This window comes from Paenibacillus sp. LC231, from assembly GCF_001860525.1.
GTDB lineage: Bacteria > Bacillota > Bacilli > Paenibacillales > Paenibacillaceae > Paenibacillus_AQ.
In genome coordinates this window covers 184742-209960 of sequence record NZ_JFOM01000008.1, presented here as the reverse complement: position 1 = coordinate 209960, position 25219 = coordinate 184742, and the positions used below count along the sequence as shown (strand labels likewise).

20 protein-coding genes are annotated in these 25219 nt (G+C 49.9%); 10 read left to right on the top strand and 10 right to left on the bottom strand.

What is annotated here, in order from left to right:
• The first annotated feature begins 279 nt into the window (after positions 1–279).
• A complete protein-coding gene (locus AK95_RS04960) occupies positions 280–1758 on the top strand; it encodes a phospholipase D family protein (protein ID WP_481855809.1) in 1479 nt (492 codons plus the stop codon).
• 73 nt (positions 1759–1831) lie between these two features.
• Here the strand turns inward: AK95_RS04960 and cls are convergent, their stop codons facing one another.
• Complete coding sequence (gene cls / locus AK95_RS04955) at positions 1832–3334, bottom strand: cardiolipin synthase (protein WP_071218852.1); 1503 nt, start codon at positions 3332–3334, stop codon at positions 1832–1834.
• Between the two features lie 201 nt (positions 3335–3535).
• Between cls and AK95_RS04950 the strand changes: the two genes are divergently transcribed.
• From AK95_RS04950 to AK95_RS04930, 5 genes are all read left to right on the top strand, one after another.
• Positions 3536–4132 carry a TetR/AcrR family transcriptional regulator gene (locus tag AK95_RS04950; RefSeq protein WP_071218851.1) on the top strand — a complete coding sequence of 199 codons (597 nt, stop codon included), beginning with the start codon at positions 3536–3538 and terminating at the stop codon, positions 4130–4132.
• A gap of 100 nt (positions 4133–4232) precedes the next feature.
• Positions 4233–4574: a DMT family transporter gene (locus AK95_RS04945; protein ID WP_071218850.1), complete on the top strand. Its 342-nt coding sequence runs from the start codon at positions 4233–4235 to the stop codon at positions 4572–4574.
• The gene (locus tag AK95_RS04940) at positions 4574–4888 is read left to right on the top strand and encodes a DMT family transporter (RefSeq protein WP_071218849.1); all 315 of its coding nucleotides are present in this window, start codon (positions 4574–4576) and stop codon (positions 4886–4888) included. The genes AK95_RS04945 and AK95_RS04940 overlap by 1 nt, the downstream gene beginning before the upstream one ends.
• Positions 4889–5039: 151 nt before the next feature.
• A complete protein-coding gene (locus AK95_RS04935; protein ID WP_071218848.1) occupies positions 5040–5975 on the top strand; it encodes a TetR/AcrR family transcriptional regulator in 936 nt (311 codons plus the stop codon).
• Between the two features lie 46 nt (positions 5976–6021).
• Positions 6022–9261 carry an efflux RND transporter permease subunit gene (locus tag AK95_RS04930; RefSeq protein ID WP_071218847.1) on the top strand — a complete coding sequence of 1080 codons (3240 nt, stop codon included), beginning with the start codon at positions 6022–6024 and terminating at the stop codon, positions 9259–9261.
• A 78-nt stretch (positions 9262–9339) separates the two neighbouring features.
• On the opposite strand, the gene AK95_RS04925 is transcribed toward AK95_RS04930, so the two are convergent.
• Positions 9340–10017 (bottom strand): TorD/DmsD family molecular chaperone, encoded by a 678-nt coding sequence (locus AK95_RS04925; RefSeq protein WP_071218846.1) that lies wholly within the window; start codon positions 10015–10017, stop codon positions 9340–9342.
• Positions 10018–10358: 341 nt separating this feature from the next.
• On the opposite strand from AK95_RS04925, the gene moaA reads away from it, so the two are divergent.
• The gene (gene moaA, locus AK95_RS04920; protein ID WP_071218845.1) at positions 10359–11363 is read left to right on the top strand and encodes a GTP 3',8-cyclase MoaA; all 1005 of its coding nucleotides are present in this window, start codon (positions 10359–10361) and stop codon (positions 11361–11363) included.
• 140 nt (positions 11364–11503) lie between these two features.
• On the opposite strand, the gene mobA is transcribed toward moaA, so the two are convergent.
• Positions 11504–12160, bottom strand: coding sequence for a molybdenum cofactor guanylyltransferase (mobA, locus tag AK95_RS04915; RefSeq protein ID WP_071218844.1), 657 nt, complete (start codon positions 12158–12160; stop codon positions 11504–11506).
• A gap of 145 nt (positions 12161–12305) precedes the next feature.
• Between mobA and AK95_RS04910 the strand changes: the two genes are divergently transcribed.
• A complete protein-coding gene (locus AK95_RS04910; RefSeq protein WP_235612991.1) occupies positions 12306–13586 on the top strand; it encodes an MFS transporter in 1281 nt (426 codons plus the stop codon).
• A gap of 148 nt (positions 13587–13734) precedes the next feature.
• Here the strand turns inward: AK95_RS04910 and AK95_RS04905 are convergent, their stop codons facing one another.
• Positions 13735–15453: a glutamine--tRNA ligase/YqeY domain fusion protein gene (locus AK95_RS04905; protein ID WP_071218843.1), complete on the bottom strand. Its 1719-nt coding sequence runs from the start codon at positions 15451–15453 to the stop codon at positions 13735–13737.
• A gap of 275 nt (positions 15454–15728) precedes the next feature.
• Here AK95_RS04905 and AK95_RS04900 point away from each other — a divergent pair, with 275 nt between their 5' ends.
• Together AK95_RS04900 and AK95_RS04895 are read left to right on the top strand one after the other, a co-directional pair.
• A complete protein-coding gene (locus tag AK95_RS04900; protein WP_071218900.1) occupies positions 15729–15983 on the top strand; it encodes a DUF2164 domain-containing protein in 255 nt (84 codons plus the stop codon).
• A 39-nt stretch (positions 15984–16022) separates the two neighbouring features.
• Positions 16023–16571 (top strand): GNAT family N-acetyltransferase, encoded by a 549-nt coding sequence (locus AK95_RS04895; RefSeq protein ID WP_071218842.1) that lies wholly within the window; start codon positions 16023–16025, stop codon positions 16569–16571.
• 122 nt (positions 16572–16693) lie between these two features.
• On the opposite strand, the gene AK95_RS04890 is transcribed toward AK95_RS04895, so the two are convergent.
• The 6 genes from AK95_RS04890 to AK95_RS04865 all read right to left on the bottom strand — a co-directional run bounded on the left by AK95_RS04890 (position 16694) and on the right by AK95_RS04865 (position 25181).
• Complete coding sequence (locus tag AK95_RS04890) at positions 16694–17353, bottom strand: MOSC domain-containing protein (protein WP_071218841.1); 660 nt, start codon at positions 17351–17353, stop codon at positions 16694–16696.
• 228 nt (positions 17354–17581) lie between these two features.
• On the bottom strand, positions 17582–18079 hold the full coding sequence (locus AK95_RS04885) for a GNAT family N-acetyltransferase (RefSeq protein WP_071218898.1): 498 nt from the start codon (positions 18077–18079) through the stop codon (positions 17582–17584).
• Positions 18080–18352: 273 nt separating this feature from the next.
• Positions 18353–19606: an MFS transporter gene (locus tag AK95_RS04880; RefSeq protein WP_071218840.1), complete on the bottom strand. Its 1254-nt coding sequence runs from the start codon at positions 19604–19606 to the stop codon at positions 18353–18355.
• Positions 19607–19995: 389 nt separating this feature from the next.
• The gene (locus AK95_RS04875) at positions 19996–21831 is read right to left on the bottom strand and encodes a cache domain-containing sensor histidine kinase (protein WP_071218839.1); all 1836 of its coding nucleotides are present in this window, start codon (positions 21829–21831) and stop codon (positions 19996–19998) included.
• Complete coding sequence (locus tag AK95_RS04870; RefSeq protein WP_071218838.1) at positions 21828–23408, bottom strand: response regulator; 1581 nt, start codon at positions 23406–23408, stop codon at positions 21828–21830. The genes AK95_RS04875 and AK95_RS04870 overlap by 4 nt, the downstream gene beginning before the upstream one ends.
• A 90-nt stretch (positions 23409–23498) precedes the next feature.
• The gene (locus tag AK95_RS04865) at positions 23499–25181 is read right to left on the bottom strand and encodes an extracellular solute-binding protein (RefSeq protein ID WP_071218837.1); all 1683 of its coding nucleotides are present in this window, start codon (positions 25179–25181) and stop codon (positions 23499–23501) included.
• Positions 25182–25219: the final 38 nt, after the last annotated feature.

Sequence of the window (25219 nt, the reverse complement as noted above, 5' to 3'; positions counted from 1 at the left end):
TCATCCATTAGCAAAAATATAAACGACTCGGTCTTGACCCATTCTACCGCATGTTTTGAAAAAACAAACCCGAATATCATTCTACCCCGGCTTCCTAGGATCAACTCCGTCTCCATATCTCACACTTGCTGAATTGCAGAAACGAAGAGTGCGTCAGAACGGGACTTTCAAGTTAATTAACGGTATACAACAGCGATAGGAGGATGGGCTATCTTGGGTTTCCGCCATTTCATTCATAACCGCAATTCAGAAAAACTACCTACAACCGATCCAGGCACGCTGCTCGTGTCAGGGAAACCGAATACCAAAAGCTCCCGAACGCGAACAACGATTTTCATCTGCCTTGTCCTTCTTATACTATGGCTCATCGGCGTGATGATCTATCAGACTCATAAGCCACTACCGAAAGGGATCTCCTATGAAAGCCCGCTGTACCAGAGCGACGTTAAAATGTGGACCGACCTGACCTACCCCGGACCGGATGGTCAACCGGTACATGATCGCGAAATCGGACCCCGCATCGGTCAAATTATCGACGAATCCCGAAAATTCCTGGTGATCGATATGTTTCTGTTCAACGGCTACACTCATAAAGGTCAGGAATTCCCCGAAGTCAGCGAAGAGCTTGCCCATCGCCTTGTTGCCCATAAGAAGAAATATCCCGACATGGATATCTTCTTTATTTCCGATGAAGTGAATACCGGGTATGGCTCCTATTCGCTGCCGGAATTCGAGGCCATGAAGGCTGCCGGCATTCATGTAATCATGACCGATGTCGACCGGCTGCGAGACTCCACGCCCGCCTATTCTGCCGTATGGCGCACATTCTTCCAGTGGTTTGGCCAGTCGGGCACGGGGACACTTCCCAATCTGATGGCAAGCGAAGCACCCGATATTACGGTGCGCTCCTATCTGAAGCTGCTGAACGTGAAGGCCAATCACCGTAAAGTCGTCATCAGCGAGAACACCGCGCTGGTCACATCAGCCAACATCCATGACGCCAGCGCGTTCCACTCGAACATCGCCTTCGAAACGAGCGGGGACATCATCAGGGATATGCTTGCAGCCGAGCAAGCCGCCGTTAACCTTACAAGCCCGATCAAACTGCCGGAGTATGAGCCGGGCTCAAAGCCACCTCTGCTGCCTTCAGGTCAAGCTAACGATGTCGATGTTCGTTATTTGACGGAAGGGAAAATTTATAAATATGTTCTGGAGGCCATCGAGCAATCACAGCCCGGGGACACGCTCTGGATGGGGATGTTCTATCTGGCTGACAGCAAAGTCATGGACCAGCTTCTAAAAGCTTCGGACCGCGGCGTTGATATACGCCTCATCCTGGATCCGAACCAGAACGCCTTCGGCCGGGATAAGATCGGCATCCCCAACCGTCCTGCTGCGGCCGAGCTCATCAAGAAATCCAAAGGGAACATCTCCATTCGCTGGTACAACACCGGTACGGAGCAGTATCATACCAAGCTCATGTACATTGCCAAACCGACGGGGAAATCCGTCATTACCGGCGGTTCAACCAATTTTACCCAGCGGAATCTGGCCGATCTCAATCTGGAAAACAACTTGTGGATAGCCGCGCCTAAAGATCATCCGCTTACCCGGGATCTGGACCGTTACTTTCATCGAATATGGTTCAACGAAGGCGCAGCCTTTAGTCTCGAAGCCGAGGCTTACCAAGGTGAAACGACATGGATGAAGGACATCCTGTTTAAACTGCAAAAATGGCTGGGATTCACAACCTTTTAACAATTCCTTCAATAGTATGTATGTACGCGCATGAAGGGCCGGTCTAGGCCTGAATGGCCAACCTCCGCTTGGCCTACAGCAGAGGTGACATCAGTCGGGCGGCCGACTCCAGCAGGCGGGTCATGATTCTCTTTTTACGGGTATGATTGCGATCGTACAGGAGGGCGGACTCCAGGTCCTGCTCGAAATCGGACACCAGCTTGCCTACACTTTCCGTATGAACGAGTAAAGCGTTAACCTCAAAATTAAGATGGAAGCTCCGCATGTCCATGTTAGCCGTGCCAATGGTTGCAACCTCCCCGTCAACGATCAGCAGCTTCGAATGCATGAACCCTTTTTCATATTCATATACCCTTACCCCGGCGTCCAGCAGATCCGGAAAATAGGAATGGGAAGCCAGAAAGGGCAGCCATTTGTCCGGCTTCGACGGAAACAAAATCCGTACATCAAGACCGGACAGGGCAGCAACCCTGAGCGCGGTGAATATGTCTTCATCCGGTATAAAATACGGCGTAGCCAGCCATACCGACTTGCGAGCCGACACAATCATGGAGAAGAAAATGTTCTTCAGGGCTCTTCGCTCATTGTCCGGTCCGCTTGCGATAATCTGAACGGCGCCGGCACGACTCTCCAGTAAATCCGGTGAATAATATATCGGCTCACTCGGCTGCTCTCCCGTCATGTACTGCCAATCCTGCAGAAAGACAACCTGGAGCGTTCTGACAGCCTCTCCGCGAACAAGCATATGGGTATCACGCCAGAAACCGAATGCCTTGCTGCGGCTTAAATACTCATCCCCTACATTCAATCCGCCAACGAATCCGACACTCCCGTCAATCACAACGATTTTGCGATGATTGCGGTAATTTACACGGCTCGTGAAGAAAATCGTCTTTGGACTGCCGAATACGGCAACCTGTACACCCACATCCCTCATCTCCTGCAAAAAGGAAGGCGGCAGCTGCAAGCTGCCAACGGCGTCTACCATAAACCGCACGGCAACCCCCTCTCTCGCCTTCCGAATTAATATTTCCTGGATCTGCGTCCCGATCGCATCCGGACGGTAAATGTAATATTCCATATGAATGTGATGCGCCGCTTGTTCCAGCTCCGCAATCAAGGCTGCAAATGTCTCTTCCCCGTCGGTCAGCACCTTGGTATCGCTCGAGAAGGAAATCGGCGTGCGTGCCAGGCGGGTAGACAGCTGAAGGAGCTGCTGCACTTCGGGCTTAAAGCAGGAGATGTCCGGGGTGTTCTTGCGGAGCACTTCGCTGGTGTATACCAGAACGTCCTTACGTGCCTTTTTGTCGTATTTTCTCCGCTTAAAATAGTTCTGTCCAAACAAAAAATAAAACACAAGCCCCACGATAGGGACTAACGCCAAGAGCAGAATCCAGGCCATCGTGCTGGTGGGATGACGGTTCTCCATAAAAATCATGAAACCGATGGATACTACGGTTAGCGTGGAGAATATCCCGATAATGGTCCCGGTCGTCTTCCCGAAATAATCCAGGCCAAAATAATAAAACGCGAACAAAAGCGCGGTAATCAATACAGCCTGTATTCCCTTTCTCATATCGTATACCCCTTGTTCTTCATCGTTAATGTCTCTATGTATGTACGATGCTGGTCACACCATATTCTACATGATCTCCCTCAGGAACTAAAGACTGTTCTCCGCGAGCTGACAAGGGACCGATGCCCCAAAATAAAATATTGACAATGGTAACGCCATTTGTTAAAAATAAACTAACGACCGTTAGTTAGGAGGAATGTTATGAGTGCCGCCAATATTAAGCAATCCGCCCTTGCCCACTTTGCCAAAAACGGTTACGAAGGGGCATCGCTGAAACATATTGCAGACGACTGCGGGATCAAAAAACCGTCGATTTACGCCCATTTTTCGAGCAAGAAGGATTTGTTTCTGCAAGTGCTTCAGGACGTATTCCATCGTCAGGAGGAAATGATGGTAGCCTATTTCCTTAACCATGCCGATTGGCCGCTGGAGCAGCAGCTGCACGGATTCCTTGAAAGCCGTCTCCAAGCTTATCGTCTGGATGATGAAGTGCGGTTCTTCATGCGAATGGCCTTCTTTCCGCCAAGTACGCTGTATGACGAAGTGATGGCGATGGTGTATCCGCTCTTGGATCAACAGGAGTTGAACTTGTCGAGGCTGCTTGCCGCGGGCTGTCCGGAGCATGGACGTATCATCCGTCATCCGCGCAATGCGGCGATTGCCTTTATGACCTTGGTGGATGGAATCCATCTGGAAACCGTGTACGGCGGGGAGGAACGGGCCATGAGACGTCTTGCCGCGGCTTGGCCTGTGTATTGGTTAGGGGTAACAAACAAAAATACAAACCACAAGTGTTAAATCCCGGTGAAATGACGCATCATAAGCAGGAAGTTCAAGTCGACAAGAATTTTTAAGTGTAAGTTTACTGTTCTTTTCATAAAAAGGAGTGACAATCATAATGAATCGCAACTGGGGTTTTGTGCTGCTGGCTGGATTGGTTGAAGTCATATGGGTGATGGGTTTGAAGCATTCCTCCAACATCTGGGAGTGGCTTGGAACCATCGTCGCCATTGCAGCAAGCTTCTATCTTATTATTGAAGCAGCCAAACGGCTGCCAGTCGGAACGGTGTATGCCGTGTTTACGGGAATTGGGACAGCCGGAACGGTGGCGTCGGAGATGCTGTTCTTCGGGGAACCGTTTAAACTGGTCAAGGTGCTTCTGATCTGCGTGTTGCTGGCAGGTGTCATCGGCCTGAAGCTGGTTACGGCTGATCATGTGGAACCGGAGGTGAGCAAGTAATGGCTTGGATTGCACTTGTGTTTGCAGGATTGTTCGAAATCGGCGGCGTCATCGGCATCAAAGGGGTCTCCCAGCGCAAGGGGTGGCGTTATGTACTGATTCTGACCTTATCGTTTGCCATCAGCTTCTCCCTTCTTTCTTACGCCATGACCGTACTGCCTATGGGGACCGCTTACGCGATCTGGACGGGAATCGGAACGGCCGGCGGGGCCATGACGGGCATGTTCCTGTTCGGTGAACCGAAGGATTGGCGGCGGGTTCTGTTCATTGCCATGATCCTGTGCTCGGCCGTCGGCCTGAAATTGATCAGTTAATTACTTTTGTAAAATTTCATAAGTTTTCAGAACCTAACATAAAGGACGACCGTAGTAAAGTTGAAACGGTCGTTCTTTTTCATATATAATAATTCTTGACCTTATGGTCAATCCAAGAACCACAAAGTTCTCAAGTGAGGTGAGCTATTGATTGGCTGATAAAACGGCAGAAAAACGACAGCAAATTCTCATCACTGCGATGCAGCTGTTTTCCGCGAAGGGCTCTTCGGTTACCTCCATGCAGGAAATCGCCGAAGTATGCGGGATGTCGAAAGGCAGCCTTTATCTTCATTTCAAGTCCAAAGAGGAACTGGAAAAGAGCATTTACGAGCATATCGCAAGCCGGATTAAAGATGAGATTCTCCGGGTCGACCACGATCCGCTTCTCGCGCCCAAGGAGCAGCTGCGCAAGCAGACGGAAGTGCTTCTGATCCATTTTCTGGAGATCCGGGAATTTCTCCTGAAGCAGTTCCATGATCAGATGCCGGGGAAACCGCCTTTTGACAAAGAAGACATGCAACAGGAAATGCTGGCTGCATTGCAGTGGTTTAACAATAAGCTGAAATCCATTTATGGGCCCGAAGTAGAGCCATACACATTGGAAATCGGCATGTTTATGGGCAGTATGCTGGGTTCGTATATCCGCTTCCTGTTCATGCCCGGGTTCCATTTGAATGTGGGAATCACCGCTGATCACCAAATTCAGCTGCTCGATGATATTGTGGACAGTATTCTGCGCAGACGGCCCGAACCCCTGATCCCGATGGAGGCGGTAGGGCAATTGGGCCAATTATGCCAAACCGACATTCGTACAACTCGTCACCCGCTCATCGTCATTAAGGCGATGAAGAATGAACTAAAGAAAATTCAGGTAGAGACGGATGTCCGGGAAGATGCGATGGAGTCGCTCAATATTATGGAGAAAGAACTGCTTGCCCTCCAGCCCAGCCGGGCCGTTCTGAAAGGAATGCTTGCTAACTTGGAGGGAATCGAGGAAATTGAAGCATTGTTTGCGGAGCTGAAGGGAACCATTGTTACCGTGCTCGAAAGCTATCTGACACCCGGTGGAATGATGCAGGGAAATTAGTCTAAGTTAGAGACATAGAGTTTTGGAGAGGAGAGAGAATCGCCTAATGAAAGGAATTATCAATTTCTCGCTTCGCAACAAGTTTGCGATCTGGCTGCTGACCATCATCGTCAGCTTCGGTGGGTTATACAGCGGACTGACGATGAAGCAGGAAACCATTCCGGATATTAACGTCCCGTTCTTAAGTGTCACCGCGATCTATCCGGGCGCAGCCCCTGAAGGTGTTGTGGAGGATGTCACCAAACCGCTCGAAACGAGACTCCGCAATATTGACGGCGTCAAAACCGTAACCTCCACATCCATGGAGAATGCAGCCAACGTCATGGTTGAGTTTGATTATGGTAGTGATCTGGACAACGCTACAGCTGCTGTTCGTGAAGCCATAAACGAGGTAAAGCTGCCCGATGACGCTCAGAAACCTACCATATCCAAATTCAGCATGAGCTCCATGCCGGTTGTCTCCCTAAGTATTGCGAACAAAGACAACATGGCATTGGATGAATTAACACGCATCACAGAGAACGATATCGTTCCGGAGCTGGAGGATTTGGACGGCGTTGCTTCCATCCAGGTAGCTGGCCAATTCGTGAACGAGGTACAGCTTAAGTTTAATCAGGACAAACTGAACGAGCTTGGCTTGACGGAGGATACCGTCAAAGGTATCGTGCAGGGTTCCGCGCTGTACGTTCCGCTCGGCATGTTCGAAATGGACAAATCCCAGAAGGCCGTTGCTATTGATGGCGGCATTATCGGCATTGACGATCTGAAAAATATCGCTATTCCGGTTATTCCGGGCGGCGGCGGTGCAGATGCAGCTGCCGGAGCCGGCACTCCGAATGCCGGGGCAGGTCAACAACCATCGCAGCAGCCTTCCGGTGATGCAGCTGCCGGAGCCGGCGCTCCGAATGCCGGGGCAGGCCAACAAGGTGCTCCTGGAACCGGTGCTGCTGCAGGCGGACCAAGCGGTGCTCCTGCCGTTCCAACCGGCATTCCAACCGTAAAACTCAGCGAGATTGCCAAAATTGAAGTTATTGGAACCTCGGAATCCATCTCCCGCACCAACGGGAAGGAATCAATCGGTATCCAAATCGTGAAAGCAAACGATGCCAATACGGTTGACGTTGTCAATCAGGTGAAAGACAAGGCAGAAGAATTGAGAGGCCTCTATCCTGGCATGGATCTGACGATCATGCTGGACCAAGGCAAGCCAATTGAAGACTCTGTTCATACGATGCTTTCCAAGGCATTATTCGGCGCATTGTTCGCCGTTCTGATCATAATGGTATTCCTGCGCAACATCCGTTCGACGATTATATCGATTATTTCGATCCCATTGTCCTTGCTGATTGCTGTGCTCTGTCTGAGACAAATGGATATCACCCTGAATATGATGTCGCTCGGTGCCATGACCGTTGCCATCGGCCGGGTTGTCGATGACTCGATCGTCGTTATCGAGAATATCTACCGGCGCATGTCCCTCTCGACCGAGAAATTAACGGGCCGGGAGCTCATCAGCGCCGCTACACGTGAAATGTTTGTGCCGATCATGTCCTCCACTATCGTAACCATCGCGGTATTCCTGCCGCTTACCCTGGTCAGCGGTATGGTCGGAGAGCTGTTCATGCCATTTGCATTGACGATGGTCTTCGCACTGCTCGCTTCCCTGGTCGTAGCGATCACGCTCGTGCCCGCTATGGCGCACAGCCTGTTCCGCAAAGGCTTGAAGAACAAACATGATCATGCGGAGAAACCGGGCGCAATGGCCCGCGGGTATCGATCCATTCTGAAATGGACGCTGAATCACAAAGCCATTACATTCCTGGCAGCCATCGCGTTATTAGCAGGAAGCTTGTTCCTGACGAAGTACCTTGGCGTTAGCTTCATTCCGGAACAGGAAGACAAATATGCCATGGTGACTTATTCTCCTGAACCTGGCGTCATGCTGGAGGATGTGGAGGAACGCGCATTAAAAGCGGAGAAATTGATCCTGGATCAACCTGGAGTCGAAACGATGCAGTACTCCATCGGCGGAAGCAATCCGCTTGGTATGGGATCAGCGAATTCCGGATTGTTCTATATTATGTATGACCCGGACACGAAAAACTTCGAAGATGTCAAAAAAGCCCTTGTCGAAGATCTTGCCAAGGAAGTACCGGACGGTACTTGGTCCAATATGGACATGGCAGCCGGCGGCTTTGGCGGCAGCCAGTTAACGGTTAACGTCTTTGGCGATTCTCTGGAGCAGATCAAGCCGGTGGCTGATCAAATTGCTGAGCTTGCCAACAAGGATACAGCCACCTTCGAGAATGCAGAGACCAGCTTGTCCGAAGCGTTCGAGCAGTATACGCTGGTTGCTGACCAAGAGAAGCTGAGCTCCCTTGGCCTGACCGCAGGACAATTGGCAATGAAGCTGTCTCCCGTACGGGAACGTCCGGTCTTGACCGAAGTCAAAATTGAGGACAAGACTTACAATGTTTACATTGAGACGGACAGCAAAACCTATAAGAGCATCAAAGAAATCGAGAACGAAACCGTCACCTCTCCACTCGGTATCGAAGTGCCGATCAAGGATGTGGCCAAGGTGGAAAAAGGAACGACTCCTGACTCCATTATGCGCATCGACGGGAAAATGGTTGTAACCGTCACAGCCGATATCCTGTCCAGCGATGTTGGGTCGGCCTCCACCAACCTGGAAACTGAAGTGAACAAGCTTGAACTTCCAGACGGCGTATCCGTCCAGTTCGGAGGCGTTACCGAGCAAATCAACGAAACCTTCGGACAGCTTGGACTCGCCATGCTGGCAGCCATTGCGATTGTATACTTTGTGCTTGTGGTTACATTCGGTGGCGGTCTCGCGCCGTTCGCCATCCTGTTCTCGCTGCCGTTCATTGTCATCGGAGCCATTATCGGCTTGCTTGTTACAGGCGAGACACTGAACGTGTCTGCACTCATGGGCGTACTCATGCTGATCGGTATCGTCGTGACCAATGCGATTGTATTGATCGACCGCGTGATCCATATGGAACGCGAAGGCATGAGCACCCGCGAAGCCCTGCTTGAAGCCGGCGCTACCCGTCTTCGTCCAATTCTGATGACGGCACTCGCAACGATCGGCGCTCTCCTGCCACTCGTATTCGGTTGGGAGAACAGCGCAGGCATCATTTCGAAAGGACTCGGCATCACGGTTATCGGCGGTCTGATCAGTTCGACGCTGCTCACGCTCGTGGTGGTACCTATCGTGTACGAGTTCCTGATGAAGTTCAGCAAGAAAAGAATCGAAGATTAATTAGAACATCAAAGCCCCGGCTTCCTACATTAGGAGGCTGGGGCTTTTTTTGGATGACTATGATATGGTCCTGGCTCGCTAATGTACCAGCACAGCTTCCCTGGAATGCTTCCACGTCTTCAGCATGTTCAGATCCTGTGCGAGGAACTCCTCGAGCAGACTGAATACCGACTGATAAAGCGGGCTTTCCGTGGAGCCTTTTAGATCCTTGCAGAGGGATGGCACCCATGACAACAGATGCTCCTCCAGAAACTTCTCTTGAACCTCCATCAATTTCAGCATGCTATGTTCACAATACGTATTGTTCAGCATACGGTCATGAAGCAGTGTCATAAATTCCAGTTCAATGGCTATATGATCGTCCGCTTCCCCGTGCAGTTTATTAAAGGCAACACCGACGGATGCATAACAATCGGCTAAATCCTGAGCGCATCCATCCTTCGTGTAATGAGACTTTGCCGCCTGACGCTGTTTGGACTGCTGAAGCAATCGGCGGTATTCCGCCCCTTCGTATTCGCAAATCCGAACCAATTCCTCAGGTGAGCGTCCACATAAATAGGTCATCAGGTCCGTACCGGCCTTCGAACACTCCGCAGCCTTGCTAATTCCGCTTCCGCGGCTCCATTCCGCAATCATAGACAAGCTGGGCCAATTGCCCAAAAAATCGATGAGCAGCTCGTAGACCGTACCCCGGTTTTCAAGCCATCTGTGACAGACGTCAGGCACCTCCAAAGTTTGAACAGGTGATATCGCCATATCGAACCTCCTATTGGTAACCTTTCTTGTTGGATGTGATATCCTTGACAGTATATCTTAGATGAACGTCTAATGAAAGCAGTTTGAAATGATTTCCGAAAATTTCGGAAAAATCAGGAAACTTTCGGAAATCTAGAATGTCACTACTCGCTTTCAAGGGGAGAAAGCTTTTGTCCACAGCTTCAATATACTGGATCCCGAAAGCGTTTTCTGTGATACTTCTCACAAATCCTGTAACTTATCCACGCAGCTTGTCCGGCTGACATGACCCTTACAATGCATTGACTCCCGTTCGGGGAATGGCTACAATGTGACCATGCATGCTATAAAGGGGGATTTCCATGATCGAACCGCTTAAAGATTCTTTCGGTCGGGTCCATGATTATATTCGTATCTCGGTGACAGATCGATGCAATCTTCGTTGTGTCTATTGTATGCCGGAAGAAGGGATGGAATTCCAACCTCCCGATCAGATTATGAGTTATGAAGAGATCGCAGCGATCATGCGCGTCCTTGCCCCAATGGGTGTCTCCAAAGTACGCCTTACCGGCGGCGAGCCGCTGGTACGCAAGGACCTGGAATCCTTGGTCCATATGATTGCTTCCATTGAAGGAATTCAAGATATATCCCTGACTACCAACGGGATCATGCTCCCCTCCAAAGCTCGCCTGCTTAAGGAAGCCGGACTTACCCGAATCAACATCAGTCTGGATTCGCTTCATGAGGATCGCTACGCGCGCATTACGCGCGGCGGTCAAGTGCGTAAAGTGCTGGAAGGCATTGAAGCCGCTTATGAAGCCGGCCTGGATCCCATCAAACTAAACATGGTGTTAATGAAGGGCTTCAACGAAGACGAAATTCGCGACTTTATCGCGCTGACGCTCGATCGTCCCCTACATGTCCGCTTTATTGAATACATGCCGATCGGGCAAGCGTCCGATGCCTGGCGAGATTCGTATCTGCCGCTCAGCCGGGTATCTGAAGTGTGCCAGGAGGCGGGTTGGACCATTCAGGAAGAGCAGGGGCCATCCGGCAACGGACCTTCACGAAATATGAAGGTGGTTGGAGCTACAGGAACCTTCGGTCTGATCCATCCGGTCAGCGATCATTTCTGCGATTCCTGCAACCGCCTCAGGCTGACGGCTGACGGCCACATCAAGGCTTGCCTGTACTGGTCCGACGAATTTAACGTGCGCCGCGTCGTCGATGATCCATCCGCGGTGGCAAACCTGTTCCGCAAAGCGCTGGGTTCCAAACCGTTGAATCATGAAATGGCGCTGGCGCTCGAGAAAAAAATGCAAAGCCATACCCCAACCGGCCGGCGTATGTCACAGATCGGCGGGTAAACCGTCGGCTGTGCGTATAATAGCGGAAAGCAGTCATATGGTTGATATTAAAATCCCCGTCAAGCATTTAGCTGGCGGGGTTATTTTTTTAAGATGAATACCGTTTTGTCGGGCTTCTGCACACCTTCTATAGAACTCTACTATCTATCCTCAGGCAAGTCGGCATTCATCAGGCCGGCTGCTGCCTCGTATTCCCCAGGCGTGTTCATATTAAATAAAATTTTGCGCGGATCAAGGCCCGTAATTGCCTCTAATTGCTCTTCGTGCACGAAGACGGCATTCAGCTCCTGCACCCACTCCACCATGCGAAGTTGTCCCTTGATCAGCCTGCGTTCAAGGCCTTCTACGATTTCTTTGCGATATACCGCCAGCAGCGGATGCACCCTGCCTTCTACAACAGGAATTACAGCATCGGCTGTGAGCTGCTGATTCGCCAGATTCAGCAATCCCCGAAGGAAACGCTCATGGATATGGGGCATGTCGCACGCAGCGACCATATTCCATGTGCTTTGGGATAACTTGAGCGCGGCATGAAGTCCCGCCATCGGGCCTTGCCCGACATAAAGGTCGGGAACGCATTCCAACCCGAGAAATTGATAAGATTCGGGGGTATTGGTGGATAGGATGACGCGGCCGCTAACCTCGTCAAGCGCCTGGACCGTTCGCTCGATCAAACTCATTCCCTGCATGGGCAGAAGCGCCTTGTTTCTTCCCATTCTCCGGGAGGCTCCACCTGCAAGTACGATACCCGTCACCTGATCTGGCGAAAGGCCGACATCTATGGGTTGACAGCTCATATGTTCTACCAGCCTTTCTTACACGTTGTAAAAAACTCGATTCAGTTTATAGGTTAATAACCAGAATAATGGAAAATCATTTAAAAGATGGTTTGTATCCCTTTTCAATGCGTGATACATTGAAAGGGAAAGCGGCTTTTTTTCGATGCCGCGATTGTGGATTGTATTCGGTTTGAAAGGAATGACCTACTTGCGGAATATGGACAACGCCCAACCTTCGCTGATATCGCTCAAGCTGTTCAACTTCTTCATTTACGGAACCATGGTCATCTTCACCGGTTTCTTCCAGTTATATTTGCAAGACATCGGCATGAGCAAAATTGAAATCGGCAGCCTGATGGCGATCGCGCCATTTGTGTCCATCTTCGCCAATCCGTTCTGGGGATTCTGGGGTGATCGGGCGGCAAACATCAAGCGGGTGCTGCTGATCATGATGACCGGTACGCTGCTGCTGGTTCAGCTTGTATTTCAGGCGAATACCTATGCAATGATATACATGACAATGATTTTCTTTTATTTCTTCCAGACTCCGATGTTCTCGCAGACAAATTCGCTGATTCTAACCTATATTGAGGGGACGCAGCAAAAATTCGGCTCGTTCCGGCTATGGGGCTCGCTTGGATGGGCACTGACGGCCATCGCTGCAGGGCCTGTCATCGACCGGCTCGGGTCGGGGCGCATCGCCATCGTGTTCTCGATTATGCTGCTAGTGGCGGCCGTGTTCATGTTTACACTGCCATCCATCCAGAAGACGACAGCATCGGCATCGGTCAGCCTTAGAGGACTCAGCAGACTGTTCCTGAACTCCTATTTTGTCTGTTTTATCCTGTTAGGCATTATGGTATCCATCCCGAACACAGCCAATAACACTTTTATGTCCCTTTACATCCTGGAGCTTGGCGGTACCAAGCAGATGGTGGGCCTTGCGATCTTCTTCTCGTCGATATTTGAAGTGGTGATCTTCATTCTGTTTGACCGCTTCCTGAAACGGAAAATCAATGTCCTGGTCGGCTGCCTGACGATTGTCAGCCTGCTCTTCGCCCTCCGCTGGCTGCTGATGGCGGAAGCCAACAGCGCGCTGGAGGTGGCCATCATCCAGCTCCTGCACTGCGTAACCTTCGGCGGCTATTTCTATGTCGGCGTGCAGCTGACGATGCTGTTTGTACCGACGCCGTATCGCGCTTCCGGACAAGCGATCTATACCTTAAGCTGGAGCGGCATATCCGGCGTCATCGGCGGTCTCGCCGGCGGCTGGATGTTCCAGAACTTCGGGGCGCAGATCATGTACCGCACCGGCACGATGCTTGCCATTGTGGGTGCCATCGGTTTTGGCTGGATGTGGTACAACCTTCGCAAGCACGGGTATCAGCCGCTGCATCCGGACGATCTCGATAGCGACGAGCTGGAGGAGTACGCTGCGAGTTAGATCGTGGTCCTGTACGCAAGCCATCAACGAGATGGTACCATCGTAAATATAACAAGACTCGAATGAATCCTGTAACGGAATCTTCGAGTCTTGTTTACGTTATAGAGCACAGGAGTCTTCTTCAACGCGCCTATGCCGTTATTTTGATTTAGTTCTTCGAAAGCTGGAATGAGCTCTTCAGGGAGACCACGCGGTTAAATACCGGACGGCCTGGCTGCGAATACTTCGAGTCGACGTTGAAATATCCATGCCGGAAGAACTGGAACTTGTCCTGCGGCGCAGCATCCTTCATATTCGGTTCCACGAATCCCTGCACGATTTGCAGCGAGTTCGGGTTGATGTCGTCCAGGAGGGACTTCTCGGCAGTTGCTTCTTCCGCTTCGCCTGCAACCTCCTGCACCAATTCGGCTTCTTCCTCTTCGTCCTTGAACAGCGGTTCGAACAGGCGGAATTCAGCAGGTACGGCCTGTGTGGCTTCCACCCAGTGAATCGTTCCCTTCACCTTGCGTCCGGTAAAGCCGCTGCCGCTCTTTGTCTCCGGATCATACGTGCAGTGGATCTCGACGACCTTGCCGTTCTCGTCTTTAATCACGTCATTGCACTTGATAAAATACGCATGCTTCAAACGGACCTCGTTGCCGGGGAACAAGCGGAAATATTTGCTCGGAGGATCTTCCATGAAATCCTCCTGCTCAATATAAATCTCGCGCGAGAACGGAATCTGGCGAATCCCCATCTCCGGATTCTCCGTGTTGTTCTCGGCGTCCAACCATTCGATCTGACCTTCAGGGTAATTCGTAATGACCACCTTCAGCGGGTCCAGCACAGCCATCGTACGCGGCGCCTTCAGCTTCAGATCCTCACGGATAAAGTGTTCCATCACTTGGCGGTCCACCGTGCCGTACGCCTTCGAAATTCCCGTCTCAAACACGAAGTTGCGAATGGCTTCAGGCGTATACCCCAAGCGGCGAAGTCCGGAGATCGTCGGCATGCGCGGATCATCCCAGCCGTCCACCACATTCTCGTCGACGAGCTGCTTCAGCTTGCGCTTGCTCGTAACCGTCTGCGCCACGTTCAGACGCCCGAATTCGTACTGATGCGGCGTGCTGTCCATCTCGCATTCCGCCACAACCCAATCATAGAATGGGCGCTGATCCTCAAACTCCAGGGAGCACAGGGAATGCGTAACCCCTTCAATGGCATCCTCCAGCGGATGGGCAAAAGCGTACATCGGATAAATGCACCACTTGTCGCCTGTATTATGATGATGCGCGTGAGAGATCCGGTAGATGACCGGATCCCGCAGATTAATATTGGGCGAAGCCATGTCGATCTTGGCGCGCAGCACGCGCTCGCCGTTGGCGAATTCCCCTTTGCGCATCCGCTCGAACAGATCCAGATTCTCTTCCACGCTGCGATCCCGGTATGGACTATTATGCCCTGGCTCGGTCAGGGTTCCGCGCGTTTCGCGGATTTGGTCAGCGGATTGGTCATCCACATAAGCTTTCCCTTTCTTAATCAGCAGCACGGCACGATTGTACATCTCTTCAAAATAATCGGACGCGTACCGCAGCTCTTCCCAATCGAATCCGAGCCATTTCACGTCCTCCTTAATGGAGTTAACATACTCAATGTCTTCCTTCACCGGGTTCGTATCATCGAACCGCAAGTGCGTCCGTCCGCCGAATTCATCGGCCAGTGTGAAATTGATCCATATGGCCTTGGCATGTCCAATATGCAAGTAGCCGTTCGGCTCCGGCGGAAAGCGGGTAACGATTTCCTTGACTTTACCGGACTTCAGGTCTTCGGTAATAACATTTTTTATGAAATTGGAGGGGGTGCCCCGATGGTTCTCCACGTTGATCAACCTTTCGTCCTGTAATTTCTGTCTATCTCCTGTATAAACGTGTTTCCCTTAAATATACCTGTAATGCCGCGATTGTTCAAGGAATTCGGCACCTCCGTGCCGCAAGTTGCCAGCTTGCGATGAGGATTCCGGCAAGCAGTCTGCTCCCAGCATCTAACCCGCGCACAGAAGATTCTCCCACAGCCGAAAATGCCGCGAAAATCGTTTTGACGGGGGCTGGTCAATAGGGTAGCATGGAGAGAAAAACAGCTATGAAGGAGGCCTGCAATCATCTTATGAAACCTACCAAATTCCCTAAAGAACAACGCGAACAGCTGATTGGACTGGTTCAGGAATACTTTGAAACCGAGCGCGGCGAAACCCTCGGCCATCTAGCCGCAGAGGGTGTTCTTGATTTTTTCACGGAGACCTTAGGGCCTCATCTATACAATCAAGCGCTCAGCGACTGCAGAACGGTTGTCAGTCAGCGTATGATTTCCCTTGAAGAAGATATTTACGCATTGGAGCAAAAAGTGAAGCGGACTCGTTAAAGCTACATACACTTCACGAGAGAACAAAGGAGATACCTTATGTTTGGATACACATTAGATGACCATGTTGAATTGCGGCCGCTTGCCATAGAGCATGCAAGGGCGATGTTCGAGATTACCGATCGTTCCCGGGACCGCCTCCGCAAGTGGCTTCCGTGGGTGGATGCCGTCACCGAAGTCAACGATACCACCAATTATATCAAAGGCGCTATGAAGCAAGCGGCCGAGAACGGCGGCTTCTCGGCCGGCATCTGGGTCCGGGAGGAGTTGGCAGGCACCATCTCGTTTCATGAGATCGATTGGAACAACCGCTCGGTCAGTATCGGATACTGGCTGGATCAGCATTTCACGGGGCAAGGCCTGATGACAAGCGCATGCCGCGCGTTCACGGATCACGCGCTAATGCGCATGGGCCTGAACCGGGTGGAGATCCGCTGTGCAACGGCCAACCATCGCAGCCGGGCCATTCCGGAACGCCTGGGGTTTGTGCTGGAGGGAGTCATAAGGGAAGCCGAGAAGCTGCCCCAAGGCTATGTTAACCACGCGGTCTACGGCATGATTCAGAGCGAATGGAAGCGGATGAGGTAACCTCTATATCCGGAACAAAACCGGCTTGAATCCCACGATTGGACGCAAGCCGGTTTTGTTGTCTGTATGTATTCTAGAACGTAGGCTAACCTTGGCTTAGAAGCTTGGCGAGAACCAACGTCTCACTCCTGATTCTCCCGCAGGGTCTCCAGCCATTTGCCGAATTGCGACTTCAGGCTGGCTGACAGCACATCGATCTCCAGCATGCGGGACAATCCGCGTTCATCCTTCCGTCCATCTTTCATCATGCGAAGCACGTCCTGCACCGTTATGCCGGAAGCATGGGATTCAAGCTGAGTGACCGCTGAATCGGCACGGACATCCCCTTCCTCCAGGACTCGAAAGTAAAACCCGCTGTAGCCCGTATTCAGAACTCTTGCCGGCATATCTTTCACGCCATGCTTTTGCGACAGCTTAAAGCAAGGATATCGGGGCTGACTGACCTGTACCACCGCGCCGCCTATCCGGTATACATCCCCGATGCAGACCCGATCCTCCAGCATCCCCCGCATCGTCAGGTTTTCGCCAAAGGCAGCATACGCCATCTGTTTGCCCAAGGAGTGTTCCCAATAAGGATAATGCTCGGAGGGGTACGCGCACACCGCCTTATCCACGCCGCCGTGATTGACGAGATCGGCCTGACCATCCCCCTCGAAATTCAATGAACTTAGGAACAACGGACCCTCCACAGGCTGCTTATAGATTCCCGTGGACAGGTCCTTTCCCTGGTAATCAACCGTTACAGGCTTTCCCACATTCAGCGATACAATGCCCATGGTCATGGTAAATAACCTCCGCCTTCTTTTCTTTTCATCTACTATATGCAATAGCGTGTGCCCTTGTCCAGAAGCCGTTTTAAGTGGCGGGCCAAATAACATAAGACCAACCAGAAAACCCTGGTTGGCTTTACATACGAAACAGCCCGGCAAGCTGCCGGACTGTTCAACCCTATGACCTTCATCTCTCTGCCGCTCGGTAACCGGCCTAGAGGGATACCATAATGTGATCAATCATGATAAGAAGCAGCACATTAAGATATCATCGACGTAACGTCCATCCACATAAAACTCCTGAATCAGCCTGCCCTCTTCCTGAAACCCGCAGTTCCTGTAAAAAGCAAATGCGCCAGGATTGCTGGACAACACCCGCAGCCTCAGCTTCAAAATGCCCTCTGCGCGCGCCATATCCTTCACAGCATCGATCAGCCGCTGCCCGATGCCCTGCCGTTGATAAGCAGGGTGAACCGCGATGTTCAGCTCCAGCACATGACGATTACTGTGAAGGCTTGTGGGCGACCGGAATCCGATGTAACCGCACAGTTCCCCCTCATGCAAGGCCACGAGCTGTGTGCCTGGCGGACAATGCAGAAGATAATGATCTCTTGAGTTCCACTCCAATGGGGCAGGGGCCGTATTGCGATCCCATACCAGTTCATCGAGTTCCATGAGTGCAGCTGCATCCTTCATCTCGGAGAACCGGATGGTCAATGTCTCTTGACCGGTCTTCATCGCCATCCCTCGCTTTGATAACCATTCCCTCTATTATACCAGACCGGTTTGCTTCTTGCAGACGAGTTTCACGGGTCAAGAATTATTGTTCATGAATAGAGGCATAAATATCCACGACAATCGGTGCCGCCCTCTCCGGCCAATCGCTTGAAATCCGCGCCTAACATATCGGCTCCCTTCACGCTGAACCTTAGACAAAAAAAGCAGCAAGCCCCGAAGAAGGCCTGCTGCTTAATCTCTATCCTGAAATTATATCAACTATTAGAACTTGGGCTATGCGTTAAGGTGACCTGCATTCTTGTCATGAGCGTCTTGATGCAGCGGGATGTCCTTACTAATCCGGGCATGCACGGCAAATGACAGGAATGACAACACGGCAACACCTACAGCCAACCATGCCACCGGCGTCAACCCGCCGCCGTCATACATCGTTCCCATCGCATAAGGCCCAATCACCCGGCCTGCGGCACCCATGCCGCCTGTCACGCCGATATAGAACGGAGCCGCTTGTCCTGCACGCTCCGAGATAAAAGCCGGGATCGCAGGCGAAATCAGCATTTCCCCCAGTGTGGCCAACACCATCGCCAAGATCATGCCCGGATAACTGTGCACCGTCACAATGACGACATAAGCTGCCAGATAGAACAAAGCGCTTGCCGTCATCTGACTGCTCTCCGTACGGGCCGCCCAGCGCTTGATGGCATTCGTGAGCGGCTGCGCGGCAAAAATGAGGATCCCGTTCAGCGTCCATAAATAACCGTAAGCCGTCTTGGACATCCCCTCCGAGATGATGAACGGAGACACCCCTGTGTTCCAGATGGAATTACCGAACCACAGAAACAGAGAACCCAATCCCATAAAGAGATAAATCCGAGTGTTCCCGAGCAATGCCCAAGCGCCGGGGCCCGCCGGTAGCGGACTCTTGGGCTGGGGATGATGGGACCCTTGCGATGCGCCCGTTCCAACCAGTTTCGTCAGATAGGACAGGAAGAAAAGCGCAAATCCGAAGGACGTGACGCCGTTTAAGACAAAGCTTAAATGATACGATATTTCCGCCAGGAAACCGCTCATGGCCGTCCCTAAGGCTACACCGATATTATTCGCAACATAAATGACATTAAACAACTCGCCTCGCCGATCGGCAAACCGGAAGCCGATAAATGCTTGAATGGCCGGCATCGATACCGCGTTACAGAATCCGATGAAACCCATCATCGCGATGAACAAGCCCCATAGTCCATTAATGAACGGAAGGGTGAACAGTCCGAGGGCATTCAGCAGCAGCGAGCCCACAATGAGCTTTTTCACCCCAACCCGGTGGTACAGCGCACCGCCAAGGAGTTGACCGGCAATTCCCCCCATGGACTGAATCAGTATGACAAAACCCGCATCCTTCATGCTGCGTCCCAGTTCATCGAATACATACATCGTTGTCAGCGGCCACATCAGGGACCCGCCTGCAGAGGCAACGAGACTTGCAACAAGAAAACCTTTTACTTCCTTAGGGTACTGCTCCAACCATTTCATGTTTATTATCTCCCAGCAGCCTCGCAGCAGTAAATTTACGCATATAACCTAAAATAGCCCCACAAAGTGGAGCCTATGCTCCGATGCTTATTCCAAATACTTTGCGGGGACCCCAAAAAACTTTATAAATTCTAATATGTTAAAAAAAAAGCCCATGCGGGCTTTTTCTAATTATTCTTCAAAAAAGAGGCGAACGCCGTCTTTTTGCTGTCCCTATAATCCTGTAAGAATGAACATTGCTTGTCACTTCTTATCGCCCAAATCCTAGTATCGCTTGAGAGATCCATTTTTAGCAAGCACATTCATTGACGCTTTACCATAACAGCGAACAGGACGCTAAACAGCGGATCCTCAATTGTTGAAGAATCCCTTGGTTCAGAGCTCCCCGTCTACCCCGCCGCCTTCTTATCGGGGTTTGAATTTCTGGATCTTGCAGGTATGCGTATTTGAACCGAAGTCCCGATTCCGACTTTGCTGAAGATGGACACGCCGTATTCGCTCCCATAATGCAGCTTCACCCGCTGGTCAATGTTTCGAATCCCGCAGCCCGTGTGACTATGATCCTGGGGATCCAATATCTCTTGGATTCGTTCCTGCTTCATACCCAGGCCATCATCTATGATTCTGTACAGGATATCATCGCCTTCCATTTGGACTGAAACCCGAATATGAATACGATCTCCACTCCAAGCATGCTTCAGCACATTTTCAATGAAGGGCTGTAAAATCAGTTTTATAGTCTCGTAAGGCCATATATTCGTGTCGATATCAAAAGTGACTTCCATGCGCTGACCATATTTTACTTTTTGAATATCCAGATACGCATTGGCCTGCTCAATCTCTAAAGCGATGGGTATCAATATTCTGCCTGAATTTAAGGTAAGCCGATAAAATTGTGCCAGCTGCACCACCATATCCTGAAGTTTCTCCGTCTCCCCGAATTTCGCAAGCTGATTAATGGAGGATAGCGTATTGTATAAGAAATGAGGATTAATCTGCGTTTGCAGCATTTCAAGCTCTGCTTCCTTCTTTTGTAGCTGGGTTAAATACACTTTTTTTATTAACGCTTCGATATCCTCGCCCATCGCATTCAAGGCATTCGCAATTTGAGGGAACTCCCCCTTGCCCCGATAAGCGATCCGTTTATGCAGATCCCCTTCCCGAAATGCATTGAGTACCCCTACAATCTTCAGAATTCGCTTAGAGAAAGATCGGGAAATAACATACCCCGTATATGTAAATAACACTACGCAGATGATACAAATGACTATCAAAACGGTTCGTACTCTCTTGGCTTCCTGTTCAATAATATTAAGCGGAACTTGCGCAACGATCTTCCAGTTCTTCTGTGGCAAATCTTCTTCGATGATCAAATAATGCTTCTGATCGTGTGCTGTTAACCCCGTAGGTTCATTTACTTTGACGAGGGTTTCGTTATTATCTTCAACAGATGGGCCAGAGGTAAACACCACATTCCCGAAGGGATCCAGTACCGATAACATACTTCCGTCCCCAAGTTTCGCGTAATCTACACTATCGAACAGCTGCGACAAGCGAACACTGAACCGCATGATTCCCACTTCTTTAATTTGCAGCGGATTGTTCATATCCACCATTCGTCGAATCATCGAGATCCGTCCATCCCGCTCATCCTCTTCCACCTGCCTCCAGATCATGGTTGCATTGTATTTCTCCCCCGGCAGTGTGAAATACCAAAACTCATTGGAAACCCGAGTCATATGGTAAATATCATAGGTTTGTTCGTTGAAATCTTGGTTGATTTCGAGATTCCAATTTTTATACTTCTCGTACACCGTTTGATTATGAAAATAGACGGATAGCCTTAAATTAAGGCCAACCGCCTTTGCAGCGCTCTCTAGCTTTGGGAGAATCACATTGTTCATACGGACATGATTATCAGCACCCGATAAATCCCGGCGGATGCTCTGAATGAATGCAGGATCATCATACAATGTCGCCGATGTCTGGACGATATCATCCACCTTATAGGCAACGTTATCCCGAATCTGCTGAAGCGTCCCCTGGATGTTGACGCGGGTCTGTTCGCGCATAGTCTCATCATACATCGAATGCGAAATATAAAAGTTTACAGAAACCAATAGCAAAGTAAAGACCGTAAAGGTCAGCATGAGCTTATAACCGACGGGTATATACCCCAGCTTCTTGCCGTCTGTTCCGGATGATGGAATCCAGTGATTGTTCATCCCAATTCTCTCTTTCGGTATTCCATGGGTGTCATGGCGAATTTTTCTTTGAATTGTCGGCTGAAATAAGGAAGATAGCGGTATCCTACCTGATCGGCGACTTCATAAACTTTAAGGCCAGGCTGTTTTAGCAATTCACACGCTTTTTCCATGCGCAGTTGTACAAGTAGTTCATTAAACGTATTTCCTGACCTCTCTTTAATCAAAAATCCGATATGACTCGGCGAAAAAGAAAAATGCTGGGCAATATCCTTTATCGTTATATTCTCACTCATTCGTTCTTTCATCGTTTGGATGACACTGCGGATGAATTTACTATCCTTGGAATTGGATTTCTCATATAATCTTTCGGAAATTTCGAATATACGCTGGATGAACCATGAACGAATATCGCTGAGTGTTTCGAACTGCATCAAGATATCCAGATGATGAATATCCATGCCTAACAGGTCAAACAAGTCTTCATTGCGACTGCTTAAATATTGTTCGAGCTTCCATATAATATAATTCGACATATTATGCACGGTAAAACGGGAGCGCAGACTCCTTATAGAGCCGAATAATTTTTCCAGTTCATCACAGATTTGAACCAGCTCGTATTCCTCCATTGCCTTTAAGAGGACGTTCATGCGTTCATCAAGCATCCTTGCATCCAGCATTCCCGGCTCGGCACTGACGTCTTCGTACTTGATAATACTTCCCTTGCCCAGAAACATCTTGCCTTCCACCGCTTCAACAGCCTGCCTATACGACAGGTGAAGTTGATCCAAGGTGCGTACGGGTTCACCAATGCCCGTTGTCATGGATGTCATCAAATGCTGCTGAACGCTATCCATCAGTGTGCTTATCGTTGGAGTAGCGTTACTGTCCTCCAGCAGTATCGCTACTCGTTGCGAAGACAGCTTACAGTAAGGAAGCATGCTGCTCCCACTATCCGTAATCGCCTCTTGAATACGTTGCAGGAATATTCTCGCCAATTCCCTCTGTGAGGAAAGGCTCCCCGCCTGACGCCATGAAACATTATCGAGCTCCATGACTGCGACGCGAACCGGCCATTTCAACTGGTCGAATTCATAAGAGATACTCATCTTTGTCAGTAATTCTTCTGATTCTTCCCGCTCAAGCAGACGTATAAGAAAATCGCTTTTGACAATGGGGATCATCTCCTGATAAGCCATCTCCACCTCGCGCTGCTTGTTTTCTTCATCTAGATCCCGCTTTACCTTGATTAAGGAAGCAACAAGCTCCCTATCGTTCATCGGCTTGAGAACATAACTGTAAGCCTTCAATAAGAGTGCTTGCTGTACATAGCTGAATTCCTGATATCCGCTGACGAATATGATTCGCATGTTAGGTTTATGTTCAAGCGCAATCCGTGCCAGCTCGAGTCCAGACATATAAGGCATATTGACGTCACTGACTAAAATATCAACATCTTCGCTCTTGATAATTTCACATGCCGACAATGCATTATTGACACTCCCCACTAACTCCATATGCAGATCGGACCAAGGAATGAATCTTCTCATGCCTTCGAGATCTAGTTCTTCATCATCCACAAGCAGCACCTTGTACATAGAACCCCCTCCAGACAATTATGTTCGCAAAACAGAGATATCCCAAAGAACCTTATGGATTCTTTGGGAAGTCCCCCTGACATTACTGTGTTATTTTTTTCCGTTCAATTTAGCTAAATTCTCCTGCCATTTGATCGTCCGCCATTCCAGAAGCTGACCATAGCCCAAATCCATCAAATCCTTGTTTCCTTGATCGAGAATTTTATCAACCTCTTCGTCGCTCTTCGCCATGACGGACTTAGCATAGATTTCGAGGAAAAGTTCATCGACAGATGCTTTGATAATGCCTTCATCCGAATCTGGAGCCGGATTGAGGTTAACAAATTCTGTAACGTTTAATTGAGTTGGCCAAGTAATCGTTTGTTGGTAACGTGTTCTCCAGTCCTGCTCTTCGAAGGGGAGATTCTCCATGTATTTATATTTGGCAGGGTCAATATAACTCGTATTACCTACGAACATAACAGGCTCATTCTTAGATTGAATTTCTGCTACTTCTGCCGGATCATAATTCTCGGTGAAATTCGGCTTACCATCTTCATCGAATCCGTCCCAGTTCTTTCCTTCTGGACCGAAGAATTGGACGTTCATCCCTTCCGGACCTGTGTACCAGTCGAGGAATGCGAAAATCGCTTCAGGGTCCTCAGCAGCCGTTGTAATATAGGCAGCATTCCATCCAAAGCTTGTGTAGGTGCCTGGATAAATCTTATTCTTATCCAGACCTGGCTTATGAATAGGCCAAATCATGAAATACCCGCCATCCGGATCTTGTTTGATCAATTCAGGGTGCGCTTCGCCTGCCATCGTTGTGGGACTTGCTCCTGCAAATACTGCCACTCTGCCTGTCATGACTTTCTCCAAAATCTGATCTTCCGTTTGGTTAAAGGCATCTTGAGAGATGAGCTTCTCTCTGTACAGTTTAGCAATATATTTCTGAGCCTCTCGGAATACCGGATCTGTAAGTACTGACGTCAGTTTTCCGTCTTTTGGAACCGCAAGCAAGCTAGCATTCAGATTCGTGTAACTTGCTCCCTCTCCGAAGGCCGTGTATAACACGCCAAGTCCCTGTCTTTCCTGTGCACGGTGCGGCTCGAACGGAATGATGCTGCTGCCGTACTTATCTTTAACTTTCACCAGATAATCATATAGATCGTCCGTTGTTTCGAGCGGAGGCTCGCCCAGCTCTTTATAGATTTTCTTGTTAACTACGTAACCGGCGTTACCGTAAGGATTGGATGAATACCAGTTAGGGAACATATACAGTTTGCCATCATCTGAACGTAACATGTTCAGATCGCCCATCCATGTCTTCAGGTTGGGATACTTATCCAAATAATCATCATAGGCTACCAGTTTTCCTTCTTTGCGGAGTCTCTCCAAGTCTGGATGGTTCTTGTCTGTCCAGATCATATCCGGCAGGTCGTCTGAAGCCATCATCGCACTCAGCTTTTGCGTATGTGCTCCAGCAGCCGCAATCATGTTGATTTTCACTTGTTTTTCTTCACTTAAATATTTACCGACAGGCGTGCTTTCCCATTTAGGGAAGTCCGAGTTCTCATAGTGAGAATATGCTGAAAACTCCAGCGGCTTCTCACCAAGTACCCATTTGCCGTCACGATTCCCCTCTGCTGGCGGATCGGTTTTCTTCTCGCCATCATTGTTTGCTGCCGGTGGTGCTGGAGCTGGAGCTGCCGATTTTCCGCATCCCGCTAGAGCCGTAACCATTATCAATAGCAACGAGACCAATACGAGCAACGGCTTTTTCGTCTTTCTCATTCACTTAACCCCTCTCATTAACAAAAATATATATGTTC